We start from the raw sequence: 22,316 nt of genomic DNA on the forward strand, positions 1-22,316 counted from the left end.
GGCGGTTCCGGGCAGGATCTGCAGCAAGCCCCTGGCATTGGCGGGGGAGACTGCGGCCTTGTCAAATGCGCTTTCCTGCCGGGCGATCGAGTAGGCCAGCGCCTTGCCGGATCCGGAAATGTTGGCGCTGGTGGGCACTGCACCGAGCGGATAGGCTAAGGCTGCCACGTCTAGGCCGCGGTTCCAGGCAATTTTGCCGACCTGAAGCGATATCCGGTGATCGCCGCGTTTTTCGGCCATCGCGGCAAGGATCGCGACTTCGCCCGGACTGTCGATCTCCGCCGCAAGCGCACGGTAGAGAATATCGGCGCGCCAGTCGAAGCCCGCCTCCTCAAGTTTCTGGATGGCCTGCACAGCCTCGCGTCGCGCAAATCGCACCCGGTCTTGTTCTGAGGGCGAAGGGTAGGCGATGTTGAGGGACTTTCGCCCCAGTCTGGCGCTGGCGAGCTGGCCATAGAATGTGGAGGGAAACTGCGCGGCGAGGGCATAGTAATCCGCTGACTTGCCGCCGCCTCCGGCCTCCGCGGCACGGCCGAGCCAATAGTTGGCGCGGGCCTTGGAGATCTGGCCATCGGCGACGCTGAGAATTGCGGCGAAGTGTTTTTCCGCCGTTTTGGCGTCCTTGAGGCCCCGGAGCGCATACCAGCCGGCGTGAAATTCCGCTTCGGCGAAGTCCGCCGGACTTTGCGCAAGATGAGAAGCGGCCAGCCGATAGGCAGTCTTGGCGTCGCCCTGTTCGTAAAGGCCACGGCTGATCACCCGCGCCTCGATCCACCATTCATCCGGATCGACCAGAAGAGCGGGGTCGCGTGGCATTTTGGCAAGCAGCGCTGCTGCTTCCTTGTTGCGCTCGAGTTCGCGCAGGTGGCGGATCTGCAGATAGAGATAGGAAGGCTGATCATGCCAGGAGGGATGAACCGCCGCTATGGTGTTGGCGGCCTTCGCCGGGTTGCGGATTATTTCCGACCAGGCCCGGTAAAGCGATTGTGCCCCCGCTTTTTCGGAGATGACCTTGGCGTCACTGACGTGATCGCGGTAAAGCAGCATTTCCATCCGGCGGAAATGATCGTCCTTGCCAAGCAAGCTGTCGAACTCGCTCAAGAAGATGCGGGCGTCCCGGTCATCCATGGTGACATTGCGCCAGAAGCTGGAGGCAATGGCGCTGGCGCGTTTTGCATCTCCCGTCGCCATCAAGGCCCTGATCAGGACAATGGCGCCCTTGGCGGTTTCCGGTGTTGTCTCGCCGAAGGCAGCTAGCACTTGTGCGGCCGGAGGCTTTTCAAAGAACAAGGCGCGCTCGGACAACGACCGCAATGATTTCAGGCCAGGCCAGCCTTCAAGTTCGCTCGCCGCATTTGCTATTTCGGCAGATGGCACACCTTCCAGTCCCGACAGCGCTATCGCCCAGGTCAGGATGTCGTGATCAAGAGTGTTGCGGGGCATGGCGTCACGGATTTTGCGGGCTTTGCCGGTATCGCCGTTGCCAAGAAGTTCAAGCCCGGCCTTGAGCTCCCGGCTCGCTGGTGTCGCCTTGCCGGAGATCAGATCCGGCTTGGGGACCGCTGCAGTCGTTTCGCTGCTGACCGAAGGCCGTGGCGCGGGCAGGGGGATGGCACCGTTCGGCAACGGCGCCGCCGTGGTGATGGTCGCGAGCACCGTCGAAACTGTAAACAATGTGGCAAGAGCGATCTTCGACATCCTGATCTTCCGTTCGAAATGTTTGCGTCGTGGGCTTGAGAGCAGAACACTTCTCCGCCATATCAGACGCCGGTGAAGCAGCGCTTAACAAATACTTATCAGCTTCACTCAAATGCAATATTCCGACATAATTACGGGCAATGTGCGACTTAAAGTCAGGTCGGGCCGGTCAAAGGCTCGATTTGCCGCAAAAGCGTGTGCTAAAGCCATGCAAGGCTTTTACGCACCTCCGATTTCCTGTATCGGCTGCGTGACGGTTGCATGACAGTGCCGTGGCGGCACAGGATGACAGTTTTGGAGATCAGCATGTTTACGGGTTCCCTTCCGGCCCTCATCACCCCTTTCACCGAAAATGGCGCGGTGGACGAGGATGGCTTTGCAAGCCATGTCGAGCGGATGATCAAAGCCGGCAGCACCGGGCTTGTGCCGGTCGGAACGACGGGTGAATCCCCGACACTGTCCCATGCCGAACACAGGCGGGTGGTGGAGCTGTGCATCGAGGTTGCCGCCGGCCGGGTGCCGGTGATCGCTGGTGCCGGATCAAACAACACGACGGAATCAATCGAACTGGCAGTCCACGCGGAACAGGCTGGTGCTGATGCCGTGCTGGTGGTGACCCCCTATTACAACAAGCCAACGCAAAAGGGGCTTTATCAGCACTTCAAGGCGGTCGCCGAGGCGATCACGCTGCCGATCATCATCTACAACATCCCGCCGCGTTCGGTGATTGACATGTCGGTGGAGACAATGGCGGCGCTCCACCGTGATTTCGCCAATATCATCGGCGTCAAGGATGCGACAGGCAATCTCGCCCGGGTGCCTGAGCAACGCATGACCTGCGGAAATGATTTCGTGCAGCTTTCGGGCGAAGATCCGACAGCATTGGGTTTCAACGCCCATGGCGGCGTCGGTTGCATCTCGGTGACCGCGAATGTCGCGCCCAGGCAATGTGCCGAGTTTCAGGAAGCGACGTTGCGCGGCGATTACGCCACGGCGCTGACCATGCTCGACCGGCTGATGCCGCTGCACAAGGCGATCTTCGCCGAGCCCGGGGTTGCCGGCGTCAAGTATTGCCTGGCAAAAATGGGCCTGATCAAGAATGTCGTTCGCTCGCCTCTGACCCCGGTTGAACCCGGGACAGCGGCCCTGCTTGACGCGGCGCTTGCTCAGGCAGGTGTGACCGGCTGATCATGGCTCCGAAAAAACAAGACAAATCGCAACACGGCAAGGTCGTCGCTGAAAACCGCAAGGCGCGGTTCAACTACGAAATTGTCGAAACGTTCGAAACAGGTCTGGTCCTGACCGGTACCGAAGTGAAATCGCTTCGTCAGGGCAAGGCCAATATCGCCGACTCCTATGCCAATGAAGAAGGCGGGGAGATGTGGCTGATCAACTCCTATGTGCCGGAGTACCTGCAGGCCAACCAGTTCAATCACGAGCCCCGGCGGCGCCGCAAAATTCTGGTGAAGGCGCGGGAAATCGGACGGTTGGGGCAAGCCGTGCAGCGTGATGGCATGACCCTGGTGCCGTTGAAGATCTTTTTCAACGACAAGGGTATAGCCAAGCTGCAGTTGGCGCTGGCAAAGGGCAAGAAACTGCACGACAAGCGTCAGACCCAGAAGGAACGCGACTGGAACCGGGACAAATCCCGGCTGTTGCGCGACCGCGGTTAACCAGACTGGGTTTCACGCCAAGCGTGGAGCTCTGGTTATGTCGCATCCCGACGAGGGATCTCAGGCAACGACGTGGTGAAGGGTGACTTCTTCAAACCTAGTCTCTGTCGCGCTCAAGCGTAGTCGTTTGAACGCGACAGGCATCATTTCAAAGCGGTACATTGACCATTTCCGCCTCGCGCACCGAGGCTTGTTTGCCGGGGCGCCATCGAGACGAAAATGCGATCAATCGTCGAAATCATCCTCGTCCGCGTCATCTTCCGCAGTTGTGACGGAGCGCATCGGTCGCTCGGATGGATCACGGCCAATTTCGGATTTCAGGCTGGTCAACTCGATGAAATAGTCGGCCTGACGGCGCAGATCGTCTGCGATCATCGGCGGTTGCGAGGAGAGCGAGGAGACTACGGTCACCTTGCGGCCCTTGCGCTGCAGCGCTTCGACCAGTGACGTGAAATCGCCATCGCCGGAAAAAATAACCAGATGATCGACCACATCGGACTGTTCCATGGCATCGATGGCAAGTTCGATGTCCATGTTGCCTTTGATCTTACGGCGCCCCAACGAGTCGGTGAATTCCTTTGCCGGCTTGGTTACAACCTTGTAGCCGTTGTAATCGAGCCAATCGATCAGCGGTCGGATCGATGAATATTCCTGATCCTCGATCAATGCGGTGTAATAATACGCACGCAGTAGATAACCGCGGGACTGGAAGGCTTTGAGCAGTTTCCGGTAGTCGATATCGAAATTCAGGCTTTTGGATGCGGCATACAAATTCGCACCGTCAATAAAAAGAGCGATTTTCTCTCTTGGGTCAAACATTTAATCAAATCCTTTCAGAATTCGTTTGCAACTTATATTGTATGAAGTCGAATTTAGTGCGGCGATGATAACTCGATGTCCGTAATTATAATTACCAGGCACTTATCTTTTGGATGTGTTCAACGAATCGAACCATCGTGATTTGCAACCAAATGCGGCGATCAGTCGCAATTTTCAAGGGCTGAGCCTTGTTAAATATGCATGGTTGCTAATTCAATGATGCACATGTTCAAAACAAGTCTGTGTCTCTCACGGGTGCCCGGATCGGGATTCGTCGCGAAGAGTGGGTGCTTTTGATGCGAAAGACTTGAAATAGCCACACAATGTGTTTATCGCATGGTCAACTCCCCCATAGCAGTTTGCAAAGGACAGGCAATGGCCCGCGTCACAGTCGAAGATTGCATCGACAAAGTTGATAACCGTTTTGAACTTGTACTCCTTGCCAGCCATCGCGCGCGGCAGATCTCTCAAGGCGGTCAGATCACTATTCCGCGCGACAACGACAAGAACCCGGTCGTCGCATTGAGAGAAATCGCCGACGAGACGCTTTCGCCGGGCGATCTGAAGGAAGACCTGATCCACTCGCTTCAGAAACATGTCGAAGTCGATGAGCCGGAACCCGATCCAGGCCGGTTCATCCCGACCGGCGATGCTGCCGTCGAGGAACCGGCGGCCGAGGACGATCAGCCGGAAGCTGTCTCGTTTGGTTCTATGTCGGAAGAAGATCTGCTTGCCGGCATTGAAGGGCTTGTCCCACCGGAAAAAAGCGACGACTATTAAGAGCAGGGATGAGCGCCCGCCGATTTGCACTGAATCGGCGAGGCTTGATTCTGAAGCCGAGAGACAGCTGATGCGACACAATGCGCCGGTCGTTCGATTCGGCGCATTTTCTTGTCGTGGAGTGCCATTGCGATGATGCGTCAGTACGAGCTCGTGGAGCGCGTGCAAAAATACAAGCCGGACGTCAACGAGGCCCTGCTCAACAAGGCCTATGTTTACGCCATGCAGAAGCATGGCAAGCAGATGCGCGCCAGCGGCGATCCGTATATTTCCCATCCGCTGGAAGTGGCTGCGATCCTGACTGAAATGCGGCTTGATGAATCGACCATTGCCGTCGCGCTGTTGCATGACACCATAGAAGACACCACCGCCACGCGAGCCGAAATCGACGAATTGTTCGGCGAAGATATCGGCCGGCTGGTTGAGGGACTGACCAAGATCAAGAAGCTGGATCTTGTCACCAAACGGGCCAAGCAGGCGGAAAATCTGCGGAAGCTGCTACTCGCCATCTCCGACGATGTGCGGGTGTTGTTGGTCAAACTGGCCGACAGGTTGCACAACATGCGCACACTCGAACATGTGCCGCCGGAAAAGCGCGCGCGCATTGCGGAGGAGACCATGGATATCTATGCGCCTCTGGCCGGGCGCATGGGTATGCAGGCGATGCGTGAGGAGCTTGAAGAGCTCGCGTTCAAGAACATCAACCAGGAAGCCTATGACACGGTGACCGGCAAGCTTGCGGAGTTGTCGGAGCGCAACCGCGACCTGATCCACACCATCGAGGACGAATTGTCCGAGCTGTTCAAGCAAGAGGGTCTGAATGCCACTGTTAAAGGCCGGCAGAAGAAGGCCTATTCGGTGTTTCGCAAGATGCAGTCCAAATCGCTGTCGTTTGAGCAGCTCTCGGACGTTTTCGGCTTCCGGATCATCGTCGACACCGAAGCTGATTGCTATCGCGCGCTGGGAATCGTGCATATGCGCTGGTCGGTGGTGCCGGGACGGTTCAAGGATTATATTTCGACGCCCAAGCAGAACGATTACCGCTCGATCCACACCACCATTGTCGGACCATCGCGGCAGCGTGTCGAACTGCAGATTCGCACCCGCCTGATGCAGGATATCGCCGAGCGCGGGGTGGCGGCGCACGCGCTTTACAAGGATGCGTCAGCAGGTGCTGACGCGGAGTTGCTGTCGAAGGATTCGCGGGCATATTCCTGGCTGCGCCAGACCATCGAAGCTCTCTCGGTTGGTGACAACCCCGAGGATTTTCTCGAGCACACCAAGCTCGAACTGTTTCAGGACCAGGTTTTCTGCTTCACGCCCAAGGGGCAGCTTATCGCCCTGCCGCGCGGAGCGACGCCGATCGATTTCGCCTATGCGGTCCACACCGATATCGGCGACACCTGCGTTGGCGCCAAGATCAACGGCCGGATCATGCCGCTGGTGACGCGGCTGGCCAATGGCGATGAGGTTGAAATCCTGCGCTCGGGCGTGCAGGTGCCGCCGCCGGCCTGGGAAGAGATCGTGGTGACCGGCAAGGCCCGCGCCGCAATCCGCCGTGCCACAAAAGCGGCCGTGCGCAAGCAATATTCGGGTCTTGGCATGCGCATCCTTGAGCGCACCTTCACCCGCGCTGGCAAGCCATTGTCGCGCGAGGGGCTCAAGCCGGTGCTGCACCGGTTGGGTCAGAAGGATGTCGAGGACATGCTGGCTGCGGTGGGGCGCGGCGAACTGGTTTCCGAAGACGTCTTCAAGGCGGTCTATCCCAATCATCAGGAAACGCGGGTCTCGCCGCGCAAACCCGCCGATGAGGGCTGGTTCAATCTGCGCAGTGCCGCGGGACTTATCTTCAAGCTGCCGGGGCTTGGGAAATCGCAGAAGACTTCCGCCAAGGCACGCAAGATAGGGCCGGACCCCGATATGGCGGCGATGCCGATCCGCGGTATGGACGACAACTCGGTGGTGCGCTTCGGGCCGGGCGGTGCTGTTCCGGGAGACCGTATCGTGGGAATTCTGGAACCAGGCGCGGGGATCACCGTCTATCCGATCCAGTCACCGGGATTGACCAAATTCGATGATGAACCCAGCCGCTGGATCGATATCCGCTGGGATATCGATGAAAACAACAAGAACCGGTTCCCGGCACGGATACTGGTAACTGCGATCAACGCGCCAGGAACCCTTGCCGATGTTGCGCAAATGATCGCCGCCAGCGAAACCAATATCCAGACGCTGTCGATGGGACGGGTTGCCGCCGATTTCACCGAGATGCTGGTCGATCTTCAGGTCTGGGACCTCAAGCATCTCAACAATCTGATTACCCAGCTCAAGGGACTGGGATCCGTGTCGACGGTCGAACGGGTCTACGAATAGACTCCGGCGCCATCTTGATGGAGTGTGGCCGTCCTGCCGCCGTGCCTGGCTGTCGGACCAAGCGATCCGGTGACGGATCTTTACCAGTTCTTCGATGTTTTCAGGGATAATCGCACCTGAATGCCTGTCGCATGCGCCGGAAAATTTGGAAAAATTTCCAGGTTGACTTAGGGCTGACACAAAAAGAGCGATATACGGACAACCCATGCTGTTTCGTCGCCGAAAACCAGAAGGATTTTTTGACCGGATGCGCACTGCGCTCTGGCCACGCAGATCCTTTGGGCGGTCATTTCAGTATTTTATCAAGCGGGTACTCAGGTTAACCGCGACGCCGCATGCGATTGCCGCAGGCGTGGCGGCAGGCGTATTCGCCTCATGGACACCGTTGCTGGGGTTTCACTTCATTCTGGCGTTTGCAATTTCCTATATTCTGGCCGGCAACATGGTTGCGGCGGCGCTTGGAACAACATTCGGCAACCCGCTGTCGTTCCCGTTCATTTGGGCCTCGACGCTCAAGCTCGGAAATCTCCTGATCGGGATTGAGACCGGCACGCATCAAAAGCATGTCAATCTCGAGGCCTTGTTGCGCCATCTCGATATTCGTCAATTGTGGGACCCGGTGCTCAAGCCGATGTTGATCGGTGCGATCCCGCCCGGTATCGTCACCGGTGTCGGGTTCTACATTCTGACTTACTGGACTGTCCGGGTGTTTCAGGTGCGCAGGAAATCCAGACTTGCCGCGCGGGCCAAGGCCCGGATGCAGGAGATGGCGGCGGCGCGCGACGAAAGAGCGGCAAACAGGGCAACACGGGCGTGATCATCGGCATTGGCAGTGACCTGATCGATATCAGGCGCATAGAAAAAACCCTCGAGAGGCATGGAGAACGGTTTACCCATCGTTGTTTCACCGAGGTGGAGCGCGCCAAGTCCGACCGCAGGGCAGCTCGGGCGGCCTCTTACGCCAAGCGCTTTGCGGCGAAAGAGGCTTGCTCGAAAGCGTTGGGTACGGGGCTTTCACAAGGCGTGTTCTGGCGCGACATGGGCGTGGTCAACATGCCCGGCGGCAAGCCGACATTCCGATTGACCGGTGGTGCTGCCGTCCGTTTGGACAAGATCATCCCGGATGGCATGGATGCGGTCATTCATTTGACAATAACCGATGATTTTCCACTGGCTCAGGCTTTCGTGATCATAGAGGCGCTTCCTCGGGCGTGAGCGCAGACCAATGGCCATTCCTGGATTTGCCCGCACCTGGTATCCGACCGTCGCCTGAAAGCTGCGGTAACTGGGTCACAGCGGCAAAATGTAGCGGGGATGCGAAGAATCAACGCCGGTGCTGCATTGGAAAGGGTACAAACCGGGCAAGATTGCCGGACTTCAGTGCGCGGTGTTGCCGCGAACGATGCAAACGGCTAGAGAAAGCGCTTCCGCGCCCTACTGAGGAATTCAACGCGTGTCAGATACAACAAAAAACCAATCCAGCGGTCTCTGGGAAAACGTCAAGGTGCTGGTTCAGGCCCTGCTGCTTGCGGTGATCATCCGCACCTTGCTTTTTCAGCCGTTCAGCATTCCGTCGGGATCGATGATGGAGACGCTGCTCGTTGGCGATTATCTGTTCGTGTCGAAATATTCCTATGGCTACTCCAAATATTCGATGCCGTTTTCTCCCGATCTGTTCTCCGGAAGGATATGGGGTGATGAGCCAGAGCGCGGCGATGTGGCCGTGTTCCGGCTCCCCAGCAATACCAAGATCGATTACATCAAACGGGTGATCGGGCTTCCCGGCGACCGCATCCAGGTTACCGACGGCGTGCTGTATATCAACGGCGAAGCGGTCAAGCGTGAACTCGAAGGCAGCTACACCCCGGAAGGCCGCTACAACCAGGGCACCGATGTTCCGGTCTACCGGGAGACTTTGCCAAACGGCGTGACCTACACCACACTTGATATCAACCCCAATTCACCTGGCGACAATACCCGTGAATTCGTGGTACCGGAAGGCCACTATTTCATGATGGGCGACAACCGCGACAACTCGCTGGACAGTCGTTTTGACGTTGGCTACGTGCCGCTCGAGAACTTTGTCGGCAGGGCGACGATCATCTTCTTCTCGATTGCGGAAGAATCGTCGCCGCTGGAAATCTGGAAATGGCCGACCGATCTGCGTTTTGACCGGTTCTTCAAATCCGCGCAGCGATGAAGCGCGCCTCGAAGAAAACGTCCGACATCATTGCCCGTGTGCAAGAGCGGATTGGCCATCAATTCGCCAATCCCGAACGGCTGGAGCGGGCGCTGACCCATTCCAGCCTTCGCAATCCGTCCGGCGGAAACTACGAACGGCTGGAATTTCTGGGCGACCGTGTGCTTGGCCTGTGCGTGGCGGAATTGCTGTTTTCGCATTTTCGGGAGGCCAGCGAAGGCGAGTTGTCGGTGCGGCTCAATCAGCTGGTGAGCGCCCAGACCTGCGGCGAAGTCGCCGATGAACTGGGATTGCACGAGTTTATCCGCACCGGCGCCGATGTCAAAAAACTCACCGACAACCGGATGGCCAATGTTCGCGCCGATGTGGTGGAGTCACTGATCGCGGCAATCTATCTTGACGCCGGACTCGAAACCGCGCGCAATTTCATTCATACACACTGGAAGACGCGCGCGTTCTCGACGGACGGCGCGCGCCGCGATGCCAAGACCGAATTGCAGGAATGGGCTCACGCCCGTTTTGGGGTGACCCCGGTTTACCGTGTGACTGATCGTTCCGGACCTGACCACGATCCGGTTTTCAAAGTAAGTGTCCAGATTGACGGGACCAAACCCGCCAGCGGCGAAAGCCGATCCAAGCGCGCCGCCGAACAGGTGGCCGCAACTGCTCTCCTCGAACGCGAAGGCGTCTGGCAGGCCAACGCAGGAAAAAATGATGACTGACGCTCCCGAATCCGAAGCAGGCCCCACTGAACCGCAAGGTCCGACCCGGTCGGGCTTCGTGTCGCTGATCGGCGCTCCGAACGCCGGAAAATCGACGCTGATGAACCAGCTGGTCGGCGCCAAGGTGTCGATCGTGTCGCACAAGGTTCAGACCACAAGGGCAATCGTGCGCGGGATTGCCATCCATGACCGGACCCAGATCGTGTTCATCGATACGCCAGGCATTTTCACGCCCAAACGGCGGCTTGACCGGGCCATGGTGACATCCGCCTGGGGCGGCGCCAAGGATGGCGATCTGGTGCTGGTGATGATCGACGCCGAGCGCGGGATCAAGGGAGACGCCGAAGCGCTGCTGGATTCGCTTGCCGATGTGCATCACCCCAAGGTGCTGGTGCTCAACAAGATCGACCAGGTCAAGCGCGATACGCTGCTGGCGCTAACGGCGGCCTGCCACGAGAAAGCGGCTTTTTCCGAGACCTTCATGATTTCGGCGCTGAATGGATCGGGCTGCCAGGATCTGATGGATTATCTGGCGCGCACGCTGCCGGAAGGTCCGTGGTATTATCCCGAAGACCAGATTTCGGATCTGCCGATGCGGCAGCTCGCAGCCGAAATCACCCGGGAAAAACTCTATCTGCGGCTGCATCAGGAATTGCCCTATGCGTCTCATGTCGAGACCGAGCGGTGGGAAGAGAAGAAGGATGGTTCGGTTCGCATCGAACAGGTCATCTATGTCGAGCGCGACAGCCAGAAGAAAATCGTGCTCGGGCACAAGGGCGAAACCATCAAGGCCATCGGCCAGGCCTCGCGCAAGGAGATCGCCGAGATCCTCGAACAGCCCGTGCATCTGTTCCTTTTCGTCAAGGTGCGCAGCAACTGGGGCAACGATCCCGAGCGTTATCGCGAGATCGGGCTTGAATTTCCGCACTGAGCGGGCAAAGTCAGCCGATGGAATGGCGCGACGAGGGAATCATCCTGGGTCTGAGGAAACATGGCGAGACCTCGGTGATCGCCGAGGTGATGACCCATGCGCACGGTCGGCATATGGGCATTGTGCGCGGCGGCCGCTCCAAACGGCTTCAGCCGGTGCTGCAACCCGGCAATTCGGTGGATCTGGTCTGGCGCGCCCGGCTCGACGAGCATCTCGGCCAGTACCAGGTCGAGCTTTTGAACGGGCGTGCGGGCCATCTGATGCAAAGCGCCATCGGCCTGCATGGGGTTCAGGCCATGGCGGCGCTGCTCAGGCTGCTTCCCGAGCGGGATTCCCACCCAAGGCTGCATGACGCCTTCGCCATCATCCTCGACAGTCTCGATACGCCGGCGCAGGCCGGTGCGCTTTATGTCCGGTTCGAGCTGGCCATCCTGGAAGATCTCGGCTTCGGGCTCGATCTGAGCGCCTGCGCCGCGACCGGTATCCGCACGGATCTCGTCTATGTGTCGCCAAAGACAGGCCGTGCGGTCTCCGCCGGCGCCGGCGCGCCGTGGGCCGGGCGTCTTTTGGCGCTGCCAGCGTTTCTGACCGACAGGGATGTGGCCTGTAGCGATGCGGACATGCTCAGTGAGGCATTTCGGCTGACCGGTTATTTCCTGACCCGGCATGTGTTCGAGGCTCGCGGCATCGACGCACCGATCAGCCGTGAGAGTTTTTGCACCGCGGCGCTCAAGGCGATGCCGCAAACCGAGCCCGTCACTGCCCGCAACAAGGAGCCTGTTTCATGACTCCCTGCGAACAAGCAGTGGAGCCATAACTGGTTCGTTTGAAATGACGGTGATCGTCATGCGCACTGACAATGTCCCGCGGTGTGGCGCTGGCTCAGGAAATGGCGCCAAAGATCCGACATGGTTGACCAGCGCACAAGCGAAAATTCAGGAAATGGCGGCGCGCCAGGAAGGTCATCCTGTTTGCCGCTGAGGGCAACGGTGTCGGCAATATTTACGCGGCCCGCCGCTGCTGCAGGCATGGCTGATATCGGCGCAAGACCGCGGCGAGGCAAAGGAGCTACCGCATCACTCCGCGGGCGCCAGCACTGGGCGCGGCACGGCGACTTCCCTGATCGGCCAGTGGACGATTGCGGCAAACAGCCCGAGCGCAACGCCCAGCCACCAGACCGGATTGTAGGTTCCGAAGACATCGTAGAGATAACCGCCGAGCCATACGCCAAGAAAAGAGCCGACCTGGTGGGAGAAAAACACCAGTCCGCCGAGCAGGCCCAGATGCCGGGTGCCGAACATGATGGCGACGAGCGCGTTGGTGGGCGGCACTGTCGACAGCCATAAAAGCCCCATGACGATGGCGAAGACGACCACCGATGTCTCGGTTTGCGGCAGCAAGAGGAAAGCCGTCACCGCGATCGAGCGGCCGATATAGATCAGCGTCAGAAAGGCCGGCTTCGAGTGGCGCTGACCGATAATACCGGAGGCAAGAGAGCCGATGATGTTGAAAAACCCGATCAGCGCCAGCGACAGCACGGCGTAGGAATCGGCGATGTTGATGTCGCGCAGATAGGCCGGAAAATGCGCGGTGATGAAGGCCACCTGAAAACCGCAGACAAAGAACCCGGAGACAAGAAGCAGAAAGCTGCGATGGCCGAAGGCCTCCCGCAAGGCCTCGCTTATGGATTGCTCGATATCGGTCTGCTTCTGGCTTCCCGAGGATGAATTGCCGCGAAGCGGAATGGCGATGACAGGTATGATCAGCATCATGATTGCGAGCCAGACCAGCGCGTCCGACCAGCCGAGAGCATCTATCAGCCCCTGGCTCAGGGGGGCGAAAACGAACATCCCGGCCGAACCGGCCGCGGTTCCGAATCCGAAGGCCAGCGAGCGTTGTTCGGGGGCGACATTGCGGGCGAAGGCTGCAAGCACAACACCGAAGGACGCCGAGGCAATGCCGAGGCCGACCAGTACACCGCCGCCGATATGCAGCCACACCGGGCTGTCGGCATGGGCCATCATGATCAGGCCGGCCGAATAGATCAGCGCTGACAGCGCCAGCACCCGCCAGGTGCCGAACCTGTCGGCGATGGCGCCGAAGATCGGCTGTCCGATTCCCCAAAAAAGGTTCTGGATCGCCATGGCCAGACCGAACGTGGTCCGGTCCCAACCGGTATCAGCAAGCATGGGCAGCTGGAAAAAGCCCATCGCCGAACGCGGCCCGAAGGACAGGAGTGCGATGGCGCACCCGGAAACGATGATCAGCCAGGGCAGGGGCGCGCGGGCGGTAGTGGGACGTGGTTCGGACATGGGGGCTCCTGATATGTTGCACGACTTTAGGCATTGGCTGTCCGGGAACAAGTGCTTTTACTTGAAACCAAGGATCACAGGAATTGATCGATTGCCGGCTGGGCATCGCTTTTGAGCATGCTGGCGGGCCGAGTTGACAGTGTTCCCGGTGGCAGGAATGCTAAGGCAACCCGGATCGTTGGCTGGAGGAGATGAATATGAAGCAGGCCTTGTTGGTGTATTTCGCAGTGGTAACGCTGGTTCTTGGACTTGGCGCGAGCGCCTGGGCCGACAATCTCGACCCGGATCGCGCCACCTTTCGATCCGGAAAGCAAATTTGTCATTACACCCTATGGAGCGATTATCGGTGATCCGGCGCAATTGACTGAAGTCGGCTCCGGCCGCACGGGATTTACCCATTGCGCGACGGCGGCTGACAAGAACCGCGGGCTGTTGCTCATGGCCTCGATTGTCATTCCGGCGCAGGACGGCGCGGAAGGCGGCGGGCATTCGATGATGATGTCGGTGGAGCAGGCGCGCGACTTCATATCCTATTTGCGCAAGGCGCCGGACTGGGCCGGTGTGGCCGCCGAAAACAAGGTCGGGCTGTTTTCCAAGCCGATTGGCGACGTGATCGGTGTGGAAGGCGATGCGGAGCATTTGGCGGTCAGATTTGTTTCCGACGAGCAGAGCAACGGCTCGGTGCGGATCGAGCATGTGCTTGGCGGCGTGACCAAGGCGTTCCGGTTGTCGATCAATCCGGCGCAAAAATTCGCGGCACAAGCCGAATTTGTGCTGGAGAAAGGGCTTGCCGAAATGCCCGAGGCAGCGCCTGCGGAGGATGTGCAAAAGAGCAAACTGTTCGAGTGAACGGCGACAAACGGTCGCGCGGCGGCGAGAGCGGGTCGGCTTGCATTTGAAAAGGCAAAGTCTTATGTGGAGGGGACCCCGGCATTGCGGGGCTCTTTTTGAACCCAGATATGCTCAAATTGAGCATAACAGTGATTGACGGGAGGGTTGTCATGACCCGGTTGGAGACAAACGCGAGCGTAATGGCCGCAAGGCCGGCGCAAACTGCTGCGGAGCGGTTTGGTGTGATGGAGCGCCCGGAGTTGAAGTACACGCCGGCCGTGGCCCGTGAAACCGCCCATCTTTACGATCGCGTGCGCCAGCACATTCCGGAAATCGAGTGGCCCGTCTACGCGCCCTATATCCACGCTATCAACCGGATCAAGAAGGAGCGCGGCGCGGCGATCCTGGCGCACAATTACCAGACCCCGGATATTTTCCATTGCGTCGCCGATATCGCCGGCGATTCGCTGCAATTGGCGCGCGAGGCGACCCTGGTCGACGAGCAGATCATCATCCAGTGCGGCGTGCATTTCATGGCCGAGACCTCGAAACTGCTGAACATGGACAAGACCGTGCTGATCCCCGATGCCAAGGCCGGGTGTTCGCTGTCGGATTCCATCACAGGCGCTGATGTGCGGCTGCTCAAGGAGCGCTATCCCGGCGTGCCGGTGGTCACCTATGTCAACACCTCCGCCGATGTGAAGGCCGAGACCGATGTCTGCTGCACCTCGTCCAATGCCGTGGCGATCTGCGAAAGCTTCGAGTCCGACACGGTGCTGTGCATTCCCGACGAGTATCTGGCGATGAATGTCGCCAAGCAGACTACGAAAAAAATCCTGACCTGGAAGGGCCACTGCGAAGTGCATGAACGCTTCACGGCGGAGGAACTGCTGGCCTACAAGGAAGCCGATCCGACCATCGAGATCATCGGCCATCCCGAGTGCCATCCGGATGTAATCGCGGTGTGCGATTATTCCGGATCGACCGCCGGCATGATCAATTATGTCAAGGATACGCGGCCGCCGCGGGTGCTGCTGGTCACCGAGTGCTCGATGGCATCCAACATCGAAAGTGAAGTCGAGGGCGTCGAATTCATCAAGCCGTGCAATCTGTGCCCGCACATGAAGCGCATTACCTTGCCGAAGATTCTCGACAGCCTGCTCTATATGACCGAGGAAGTTGTGGTCGACCCTGCCATCGCCGATCGCGCCCGGATGGCGGTCGAGCGGATGGTCAACATGAACAACTGAGGGCTTCCCCCCTCGAATCCCTCACTCCTCGAATGCCTTTGAGGCCGGAGCATGCCCTTGACGTCCCTGGCACTGTACACACCACCGGTTGCCCCCAAAGGCCCGGAATCGGTTGTCATCATCGGCGGCGGCCTCGCAGGCCTGTTTTGCGCGCTCAAACTGGCGCCCAAGGCGGTCACCGTGCTGGCCGCTGCACCGATCGGCCGCGGAGCATCCTCGGCCTGGGCGCAGGCAGGTATCGCCGCCGCGGTCGGTCCCGGAGACACGATTGAAAGTCATGTCAGGGACACGATTGTCGCCGGTGACGGCATCGTCGATGAAGCGATCATCCGGATGATGGCGACGGAAGCCTCCGACCGGATCCATGATCTGCTTGGCTATGGCGTGCCTTTCGACCGCGATCTGAAAGGTCATCTGGCGGTCAGCCGTGAGGCTGCGCATTCAGAAAGCCGCATCGTCCGGGTCAAGGGTGACATGGCCGGCCGGGCGATCATGGAGGCGCTGGTGGCGGCGGTGCGCAAGACACCGTCGATCCGGGTGCTGGAAGGCTATGTGGTCGAGGATCTGATCGTCGAGGAGGGCCGCGTGACCGGCGTCGTCGCCCGCGACAAGGCTGGCAGCGGTGAAGAGTTGCACCGGGTTACGGGATCGAATGTGGTGATGGCCACAGGCGGCGTTGGCCATCTCTATGAGGTGACGACCAACCCGACCGAGGCGCGCGGCGGCGGCATCGGCATGGCCGCACGCGCCGGCGCACGGCTGGCCGACATGGAGTTCGTGCAGTTTCACCCGACCTCGATCAATGTCGGCAAGGACCCGGCGCCGCTGGCCACGGAAGCGTTGCGTGGCCATGGAGCCACTTTGCACAATTCGAGCGGTGAGCGCTTCATGCTGCCGCTGCACAAGGATGCCGAACTGGCGCCGCGCGATGTCGTGGCGCGCGGTATCTTTGCCGAGGTCAGGGCGGGCAGGGGGGCGTATCTGGATTGCCGCACGGCAGTGCATGATTTCGCAGCGGAATTTCCCACCGTTTATGGCTATTGCAGGGAGGCCGGGATTGATCCGGTCACAAAGATGATCCCGGTCATTCCGGCGGCACATTATTTCATGGGCGGCATCTGGACCGACATCAATGGCAGGTCATCCTTGCCGGGCTTTTGGGCCTGCGGTGAATGCACCTCCACCGGAGCGCACGGCGCCAACCGACTGGCGTCGAATTCGCTTCTGGAGGCAGTGGTGTTCTCGGCCCGCATTGCCGAGACATTGAAAACCGGGATCAAGGCTGACGCGCCCGCGAAATGGCAGGACGGATCGGTGACGGCAACGGAGTATCTCACCGAAAACGACCACCCCAACATGGTGGCGTTGCGCAAGACCATGAGTGCCAATCTGGGTGTGCTGCGCGATGGCGAGGGCATGCGCGAGGCACTTGATACGATCCTGCAACTGGCCCGGGACAGCCATTCCGTCCGGTTTGACAATGTGATTACGACGGCGAAACTGATCGCGGTCTGCGCGCTCAACCGCACCGAAAGCCGCGGCGGGCATTTCCGCACCGATTATCCCGAGGAGCAGGCGGAATGGAAGCGGCGCACGCTGGTGACGCTGGACCAGGCCCACGCCATCATCCCCGAGCTGCTGGAGAGCTAAGTCATGACCACCGCATTTCTCCCCGAACTGCCGCTATTGATGGTCGAGGATCAGGTCCGCGCAGCGCTGCTCGAAGACCTCGGTCGTGCCGGCGACATCACCTCCAACGCCACCATCGGCCCGGAACGAAAGGCAACAGCCCAGATGAACAGCCGCGAGGCGGGGGTCATCTCCGGGCTGCCGCTGGCGCAAGCCGCGTTCCGGTTGGTCGATCCGGAGATCAAATTCGAGGCGCTGGTCAATGACGGTGCGCGGGTGGAACCGGGGGCCCAGATCGCCCGCATTTCAGGCCCGGCGCGCGGATTGCTGTCAGCCGAGCGTGTGGCGCTCAATTACCTCATGCATCTGTCGGGGATTGCCACCCACACCGCACGCTTCGCCGACGCCATCGCCCACACCAAGGCCAAGGTCACCTGCACCCGCAAGACCATTCCGGGTCTGCGTGGTGTGGAGAAATACGCCGTGCGCTGCGGCGGCGGCTCATCGCATCGTTACGGGCTCGATGATGCGATCCTGATCAAGGACAACCACATCGTGGTTGCTGGCGGTATTGCGGAAGCTTTGAAGGCGGCGAAAGCCTTTGCCGGGCATCTGGTCAAGATCGAGATCGAGGTTGATACGCTTGAGCAGTTTGAAGTTGTGCTCAAGGAAGGCGCCGATGTGTGCCTGCTCGACAACATGGAGCCCGGTTTGCTGCGCCAGGCCGTGGCGATGAACAAGTCGATGCATGGCGGGCGGATCACTCTGGAAGCCTCGGGCAATGTCAATCTCGATACAATCAAGGCAATCGCCGAGACCGGTGTCGACTACATCTCGACCTCGAAGATCACCATGGCCGCGCCGACACTGGATATCGGTCTAGATATGGCGATCGGTTGAAGGTAGTGATGAACAGCCTGTCAGAATGACCGGCTGCTTCGAGACACCTTGACCACGACTGGCCCGAGTGTCGAAGCGTCATAAACATTCGAAGAACAGGCAAAGCGGACGCAACCTTCGAAGCGTCAAGCGGCATTGGACCATGCGTGACACACCACATCGCAACCGATCGCAAGGCCAATCTGGCGGGCAGTATCTGGATGATCGCTGCGATGGCGATTTTTGCCATCGAGGATGCATTCATCAAGGCAGCGTCCGAGGTGTTGCCCGTCGGTCAGGTGCTGATCATTTTCGGCCTGGGTGGAGCCCTTGTCTTTGCCTGTCTGGCGCTGATCAACCGAGAACCTCTGTTCAGCCCGGATGTCGTTTCCCGCCCGATGTGCATACGCGTGGTCTTCGAGATCACCGGGAGATTGTTTTACGTGCTTGCGCTTTCCCTGATTCCGTTGTCGGCGGCAACGGTGATCCTGCAGGCGACACCGCTGGTCGTGGTTGCCGGTGCTGCCCTGGTGTTTGGCGAGAAAGTGGGATGGCGCCGATGGACCGCGATTTTCGTAGGTTTGATCGGCGTTGTGATCATTATTCAGCCGGGGACAGACAGTTTCTCTGTGCTCTCGTTGCTGGCCATCATCGGAATGATCGGGTTTGCCGGTCGTGATCTTGCCAGTCGTGCTGCTCCTGCCTTGCTCAGCACGACGATCCTCGGTTTGTACGGGTTTGTGTCCATTGTCGTTGCCGGCGGGCTGTTCGCAATCTGGCAAGACGTGGCCTTTGTGATGCCGGATGCTGAAATATCCGTGTATGTGCTCGGGGCCGTTCTGGCGGGTGTTGCGGCCTATTCCTGCTTGATGAAAGCGATGCGCATTGGCGAGGTTTCGGCCGTCACTCCGTTCAGATATTCACGTCTGTTGTTCGGAATTGCCCTGGGGATCTTGTTGTTTGACGAGCGGCTTGATCTCGCGATGGTGGTCGGGTCAGGCCTGATTGTCATTTCGGGCCTGTTCATCCTCTGGCGCGGTCGACAGGTTGGCGCGGGGAAATAAATCCCGGGTCGTCGGGACAATTCCGGATGCCGCATCAAAAACGACCCCGCACGTGAATGCGAGGCCGGATTCAGATGGATTGAAAAGGGCCGCCATCGCTGGCGGCCCTTTGAGTATCAGCGCGGTTCGCTGTGCAATCCTTTCAGGATTGAGTAGCAAGCCAGCAACAGCACGATGGTGAACGGGAAGCCCGTCGAGACAGCCATCGCCTGCAACGCCCCCAGTCCGCCGCCAAGCAACAGCGCAATGGCCACCAGGCCTTCGAAGCTTGCCCAGAACACGCGCTGCGGCACCGGTGCGTCGATCTTGCCGCCGGCGGTGATGGTGTCGATGACCAGCGAGCCGGAGTCAGAGGAAGTGACGAAGAACACGATCACCAGCACGATGGCGATGAACGAGGTGATCTGCTGCAGCGGCAAGCCTTCGAGCATGGCAAACAGCTTCAGTTCCAGCGGCGCTTCGACGATGAGCTGGTAGCTGTCATTGACCAGCTGGCTGATTGCCGTGTCGCCGAAAACCGTCATCCAGAGCACCGAGACGACCGACGGGATCAGCAACACGCAGGTGAGGAACTCGCGCACTGACCGACCGCGGCTGACGCGGGCGATGAACATGCCGACGAAAGGCGACCAGGAAATCCACCAGGCCCAGTAGAACGCTGTCCAGCCCTGACGGAAATTGTCATCATCACGTCCGAACGGATTGGAAAGTTCGGGCAGGTAGCGGACGTATTCATAGAGATTGTGGAAGAAGCCGGTGAAAATCGCCACGGTTGGTCCGACAATCAGCACGAAGACCAGCAGCAAGGCGGCCAGCATCATGTTGATTTCGGACAGGCGTTTGACGCCCGCATCGAGGCCGGCGACGACCGACAGCAGCGCTACACCGGTAATCGCCACGATCAGCAAGACCTTGGAAACGTCGTTGACCGGAAGCCCGAAAAGGTGGTTGAGGCCGGCATTTGCCTGTTCGGCGCCGAAGCCCAGTGATGTGGCGAGTCCGAACAGCGTGGCGAAAACCGCCAGAATGTCGATGATGTGCCCGGTCCAGCCCCAGATGCGCTCACCGAAGATCGGGTAGAACACCGACCGCATGGTCAGCGGCAGTCCCTTGTTGTAGGAAAACAGTGCCAGTGCCAGCGCGACAACGGCGTAGATCGCCCACGGGTGCAGGCCCCAGTGGAAGATCGTTGCGGCCATGCCCAGATTGCGTGCTCCGACTGCATCACCCGCTGCACCCCCTAGCGGAGCCCAGCTTTCGGGCGTGCCGGCGTCGTCGGCAAAAGAAGAAGAGAAGTGGGAGATCGGTTCCGAGACGCCGTAAAACATCAGCCCGATGCCCATGCCGGCGGCGAACAGCATCGCAAACCATCCGGTGTAGGAATAGTCCGGCGTCGCTTCCTTGCCGCCGATGCGGACCTTGCCGTAGGGCGAGACAATCAGGAACAGGCACAACAGCACAAAAACGTTCGCCGCCGTTAGGAAAAACCAGTCGAAGGTCCCGGTCAACCAGTTGCGCAGGTCGTTGAAGGCCGGGCCGGCGCTTTCCTGGAAGGCCAGGGTTAAAAAGACAAAGGCGACGATGCTCAATCCGGAGATTGCAAAAACCGGATTGTGAATGTCGAGCCCGAACGGGCCAACCGACATCGAAATGTTGTCCTGCCCGACCTCGTACTCTGTGTCGATCAGATTGCTCGGGCCTTCCGGCACCGGAATACCCGGGTCGCTGTTGTCGCTCATTGGGTGTTCTCCCGCTTGTGTTTTATTATGGCAAGTGCCGCTGGTCTGTGCCTAGCCGCGCACGAGAAAGACGGATGCATTGGTGTGGGTCGCAAGCCGGCCGCCGTTCGATGGCCAGAAATGATCGGCGACATTGGGAATATGCGTCGCCATGACGACGAGATCGCTGCCTGCGTCACGTGCGACCTTGATCAGCGCATCGTCAAGGTCGACCGCCGGATCATGACTGACCACTGTCTTGGCATGGGTTGAGATACCATGGGCTTTTGCCTGCTGGGCAACAAAGGCCTCAAGCTTCTGGTTGTACTCTGCCGGACTGTGTCCGAGCGCTCCGGGTGCCGCCGAAGTGACGCCGACATAGGTCACAGGGGCATTGTATAGTTTCGCAAGTTTGGCGGCGGTATCGAGCGCAAGTTCCAGTTTATCGGTGTGCGCAAGATCGACGGGCACCATTATATTTTTATACATCTATCTCCCCCGTTTCTGTTTTATCGGCATGAATTTCGCCAATACTACTGAAGTATTCAGGCAAGAAGAAAGTAACTGCCTGTTAATAATGCGTTATCGATTGATAACGTGCCGAATCCGAACCAACACTAACCCATTGAAAGTGCGATTGTAAACCAAAGCGCACCGGGTGGTGTGGACAGGCGCGAAAACGACATGAAATGGATTACGGTGCTCCAGGAGGTTCTGACGGATCGCTGGCGCTGGATTTGCTGGCATCCGGACGAGTGAGAGCAGCAAAATCTACGCTTCGGACATGGGTGCATATCCGGCTTGGAAAACGGCGGCTGCCGAAGTTCGGGCATCGTCGACGGATGAAGGATTTACGATCGCTGAGCGGAAACCTATCCGCGAGCGCCCAGCCGCAACCCTGGCGCGGGCCGTTCTTCCAGGATCTTCGCGCGAAACCTGTAAAGCGCGGCGGGCCTGCCGCCGGTGGCCGAGCTGGATGCGCCGGTGGGTTCAACCAGTTCGGCGCCCTCGACCAGTCTGCGAAAATTCTGCTTGTGAAGGTGACGGCCGGAAATTGCCTCCACTGTCGTCTGCAGTTCGGTCAGCGTGAATTCCGGCGGCATCAGTTCGAAGATGACAGGACGATATTTGATCTTGGCGCGCAGGCGCTGGACCGCGGTGGCGGCGATCCGGCGATGGTCAAAACGCATGGCGCGGCCAAGCCGCGAGGTGAGCCCGGTGGATTCGACCTGCTGATCGGTGACGGCCTCGGCAAGCAGTCCTGCCTCATAGAGCAGCTCATAGCGGTCGACCACGCGTTCCTCGTCCCAGGGGAAATCGTTCAGGCCAAAGGCCAGGCGGATGCGGGCCATGCGTGTGGGGCTCTGCGGACGTTGCGCCGGTTGCTGAGCCCAGGGCAACAGCCGGGGCAGGATCGCGGCGTCGAGCATGCCTGGC

Annotated in this window: 20 protein-coding genes and 1 pseudogene; 15 read left to right on the forward strand and 6 right to left on the reverse strand. The window is 59.3% G+C overall.

Going from position 1 to position 22,316, the window contains the following annotated elements; genetic code table 11:
* Positions 1–1,698: lytic transglycosylase domain-containing protein (locus tag ABJN75_RS21190; protein ID WP_348441601.1), on the reverse strand; the 1,698-nt coding region annotated here is incomplete at its 3' end.
* A 306-nt stretch (positions 1,699–2,004) separates the two neighbouring features.
* On the opposite strand from ABJN75_RS21190, the gene dapA reads away from it, so the two are divergent.
* Together dapA and smpB are read left to right on the forward strand one after the other, a co-directional pair.
* Positions 2,005–2,886: a 4-hydroxy-tetrahydrodipicolinate synthase gene (gene dapA / locus ABJN75_RS21195; RefSeq protein WP_348441602.1), complete on the forward strand. Its 882-nt coding sequence runs from the start codon at positions 2,005–2,007 to the stop codon at positions 2,884–2,886.
* A 2-nt stretch (positions 2,887–2,888) separates the two neighbouring features.
* Positions 2,889–3,371 carry an SsrA-binding protein SmpB gene (gene smpB, locus ABJN75_RS21200; protein ID WP_348441603.1) on the forward strand — a complete coding sequence of 161 codons (483 nt, stop codon included), beginning with the start codon at positions 2,889–2,891 and terminating at the stop codon, positions 3,369–3,371.
* Positions 3,372–3,596: 225 nt separating this feature from the next.
* On the opposite strand, the gene ABJN75_RS21205 is transcribed toward smpB, so the two are convergent.
* On the reverse strand, positions 3,597–4,190 hold the full coding sequence (locus ABJN75_RS21205) for an NYN domain-containing protein (protein ID WP_348441604.1): 594 nt from the start codon (positions 4,188–4,190) through the stop codon (positions 3,597–3,599).
* Positions 4,191–4,565: 375 nt separating this feature from the next.
* Here ABJN75_RS21205 and rpoZ point away from each other — a divergent pair, with 375 nt between their 5' ends.
* From rpoZ to recO, 8 genes are all read left to right on the forward strand, one after another.
* The gene (rpoZ, locus tag ABJN75_RS21210) at positions 4,566–4,970 is read left to right on the forward strand and encodes a DNA-directed RNA polymerase subunit omega (protein ID WP_348441605.1); all 405 of its coding nucleotides are present in this window, start codon (positions 4,566–4,568) and stop codon (positions 4,968–4,970) included.
* Between the two features lie 132 nt (positions 4,971–5,102).
* The gene (locus ABJN75_RS21215; RefSeq protein WP_348441606.1) at positions 5,103–7,343 is read left to right on the forward strand and encodes a bifunctional (p)ppGpp synthetase/guanosine-3',5'-bis(diphosphate) 3'-pyrophosphohydrolase; all 2,241 of its coding nucleotides are present in this window, start codon (positions 5,103–5,105) and stop codon (positions 7,341–7,343) included.
* A 205-nt stretch (positions 7,344–7,548) separates the two neighbouring features.
* Positions 7,549–8,160 (forward strand): DUF2062 domain-containing protein, encoded by a 612-nt coding sequence (locus ABJN75_RS21220; RefSeq protein WP_348441607.1) that lies wholly within the window; start codon positions 7,549–7,551, stop codon positions 8,158–8,160.
* Positions 8,157–8,558: a holo-ACP synthase gene (gene acpS / locus ABJN75_RS21225; RefSeq protein WP_348441608.1), complete on the forward strand. Its 402-nt coding sequence runs from the start codon at positions 8,157–8,159 to the stop codon at positions 8,556–8,558. The genes ABJN75_RS21220 and acpS overlap by 4 nt, the downstream gene beginning before the upstream one ends.
* A 238-nt stretch (positions 8,559–8,796) precedes the next feature.
* Complete coding sequence (lepB, locus tag ABJN75_RS21230) at positions 8,797–9,543, forward strand: signal peptidase I (protein ID WP_348441609.1); 747 nt, start codon at positions 8,797–8,799, stop codon at positions 9,541–9,543.
* On the forward strand, positions 9,540–10,265 hold the full coding sequence (gene rnc / locus ABJN75_RS21235; RefSeq protein ID WP_348441610.1) for a ribonuclease III: 726 nt from the start codon (positions 9,540–9,542) through the stop codon (positions 10,263–10,265). The genes lepB and rnc overlap by 4 nt, the downstream gene beginning before the upstream one ends.
* A complete protein-coding gene (gene era / locus ABJN75_RS21240; RefSeq protein WP_348441611.1) occupies positions 10,258–11,196 on the forward strand; it encodes a GTPase Era in 939 nt (312 codons plus the stop codon). The genes rnc and era overlap by 8 nt, the downstream gene beginning before the upstream one ends.
* A gap of 17 nt (positions 11,197–11,213) precedes the next feature.
* Entirely contained in the window at positions 11,214–11,984 is a 771-nt protein-coding gene (recO, locus tag ABJN75_RS21245; protein ID WP_348441612.1) for a DNA repair protein RecO, read from the forward strand.
* A 288-nt stretch (positions 11,985–12,272) separates the two neighbouring features.
* On the opposite strand, the gene ABJN75_RS21250 is transcribed toward recO, so the two are convergent.
* Positions 12,273–13,508, reverse strand: coding sequence for an MFS transporter (locus ABJN75_RS21250; RefSeq protein WP_348441613.1), 1,236 nt, complete (start codon positions 13,506–13,508; stop codon positions 12,273–12,275).
* 249 nt (positions 13,509–13,757) lie between these two features.
* On the opposite strand from ABJN75_RS21250, the gene ABJN75_RS21255 reads away from it, so the two are divergent.
* The 5 genes from ABJN75_RS21255 to ABJN75_RS21275 all read left to right on the forward strand — a co-directional run bounded on the left by ABJN75_RS21255 (position 13,758) and on the right by ABJN75_RS21275 (position 19,161).
* Complete coding sequence (locus ABJN75_RS21255; RefSeq protein WP_348441614.1) at positions 13,758–14,357, forward strand: hypothetical protein; 600 nt, start codon at positions 13,758–13,760, stop codon at positions 14,355–14,357.
* 152 nt (positions 14,358–14,509) lie between these two features.
* Positions 14,510–15,589 carry a quinolinate synthase NadA gene (gene nadA / locus ABJN75_RS21260; RefSeq protein WP_348441615.1) on the forward strand — a complete coding sequence of 360 codons (1,080 nt, stop codon included), beginning with the start codon at positions 14,510–14,512 and terminating at the stop codon, positions 15,587–15,589.
* A 51-nt stretch (positions 15,590–15,640) separates the two neighbouring features.
* Positions 15,641–17,239 (forward strand): L-aspartate oxidase, encoded by a 1,599-nt coding sequence (locus ABJN75_RS21265; protein WP_348441616.1) that lies wholly within the window; start codon positions 15,641–15,643, stop codon positions 17,237–17,239.
* Positions 17,240–17,242: 3 nt separating this feature from the next.
* Complete coding sequence (gene nadC, locus ABJN75_RS21270; RefSeq protein WP_348441617.1) at positions 17,243–18,118, forward strand: carboxylating nicotinate-nucleotide diphosphorylase; 876 nt, start codon at positions 17,243–17,245, stop codon at positions 18,116–18,118.
* Positions 18,119–18,264: 146 nt separating this feature from the next.
* A complete protein-coding gene (locus tag ABJN75_RS21275; RefSeq protein WP_348441618.1) occupies positions 18,265–19,161 on the forward strand; it encodes a DMT family transporter in 897 nt (298 codons plus the stop codon).
* A 116-nt stretch (positions 19,162–19,277) separates the two neighbouring features.
* On the opposite strand, the gene ABJN75_RS21280 is transcribed toward ABJN75_RS21275, so the two are convergent.
* The 3 genes and pseudogenes from ABJN75_RS21280 to ABJN75_RS21290 all read right to left on the reverse strand — a co-directional run.
* Complete coding sequence (locus ABJN75_RS21280) at positions 19,278–20,900, reverse strand: BCCT family transporter (protein WP_348441619.1); 1,623 nt, start codon at positions 20,898–20,900, stop codon at positions 19,278–19,280.
* Between the two features lie 51 nt (positions 20,901–20,951).
* Positions 20,952–21,368, reverse strand: coding sequence for a universal stress protein (locus ABJN75_RS21285; protein ID WP_348441620.1), 417 nt, complete (start codon positions 21,366–21,368; stop codon positions 20,952–20,954).
* A 383-nt stretch (positions 21,369–21,751) separates the two neighbouring features.
* Positions 21,752–22,316, reverse strand: a pseudogene (locus ABJN75_RS21290) (NAD regulator); the annotation flags it as partial.

This window comes from Hoeflea sp., from assembly GCF_039975035.1.
Classification (GTDB): domain Bacteria; phylum Pseudomonadota; class Alphaproteobacteria; order Rhizobiales; family Rhizobiaceae; genus Hoeflea.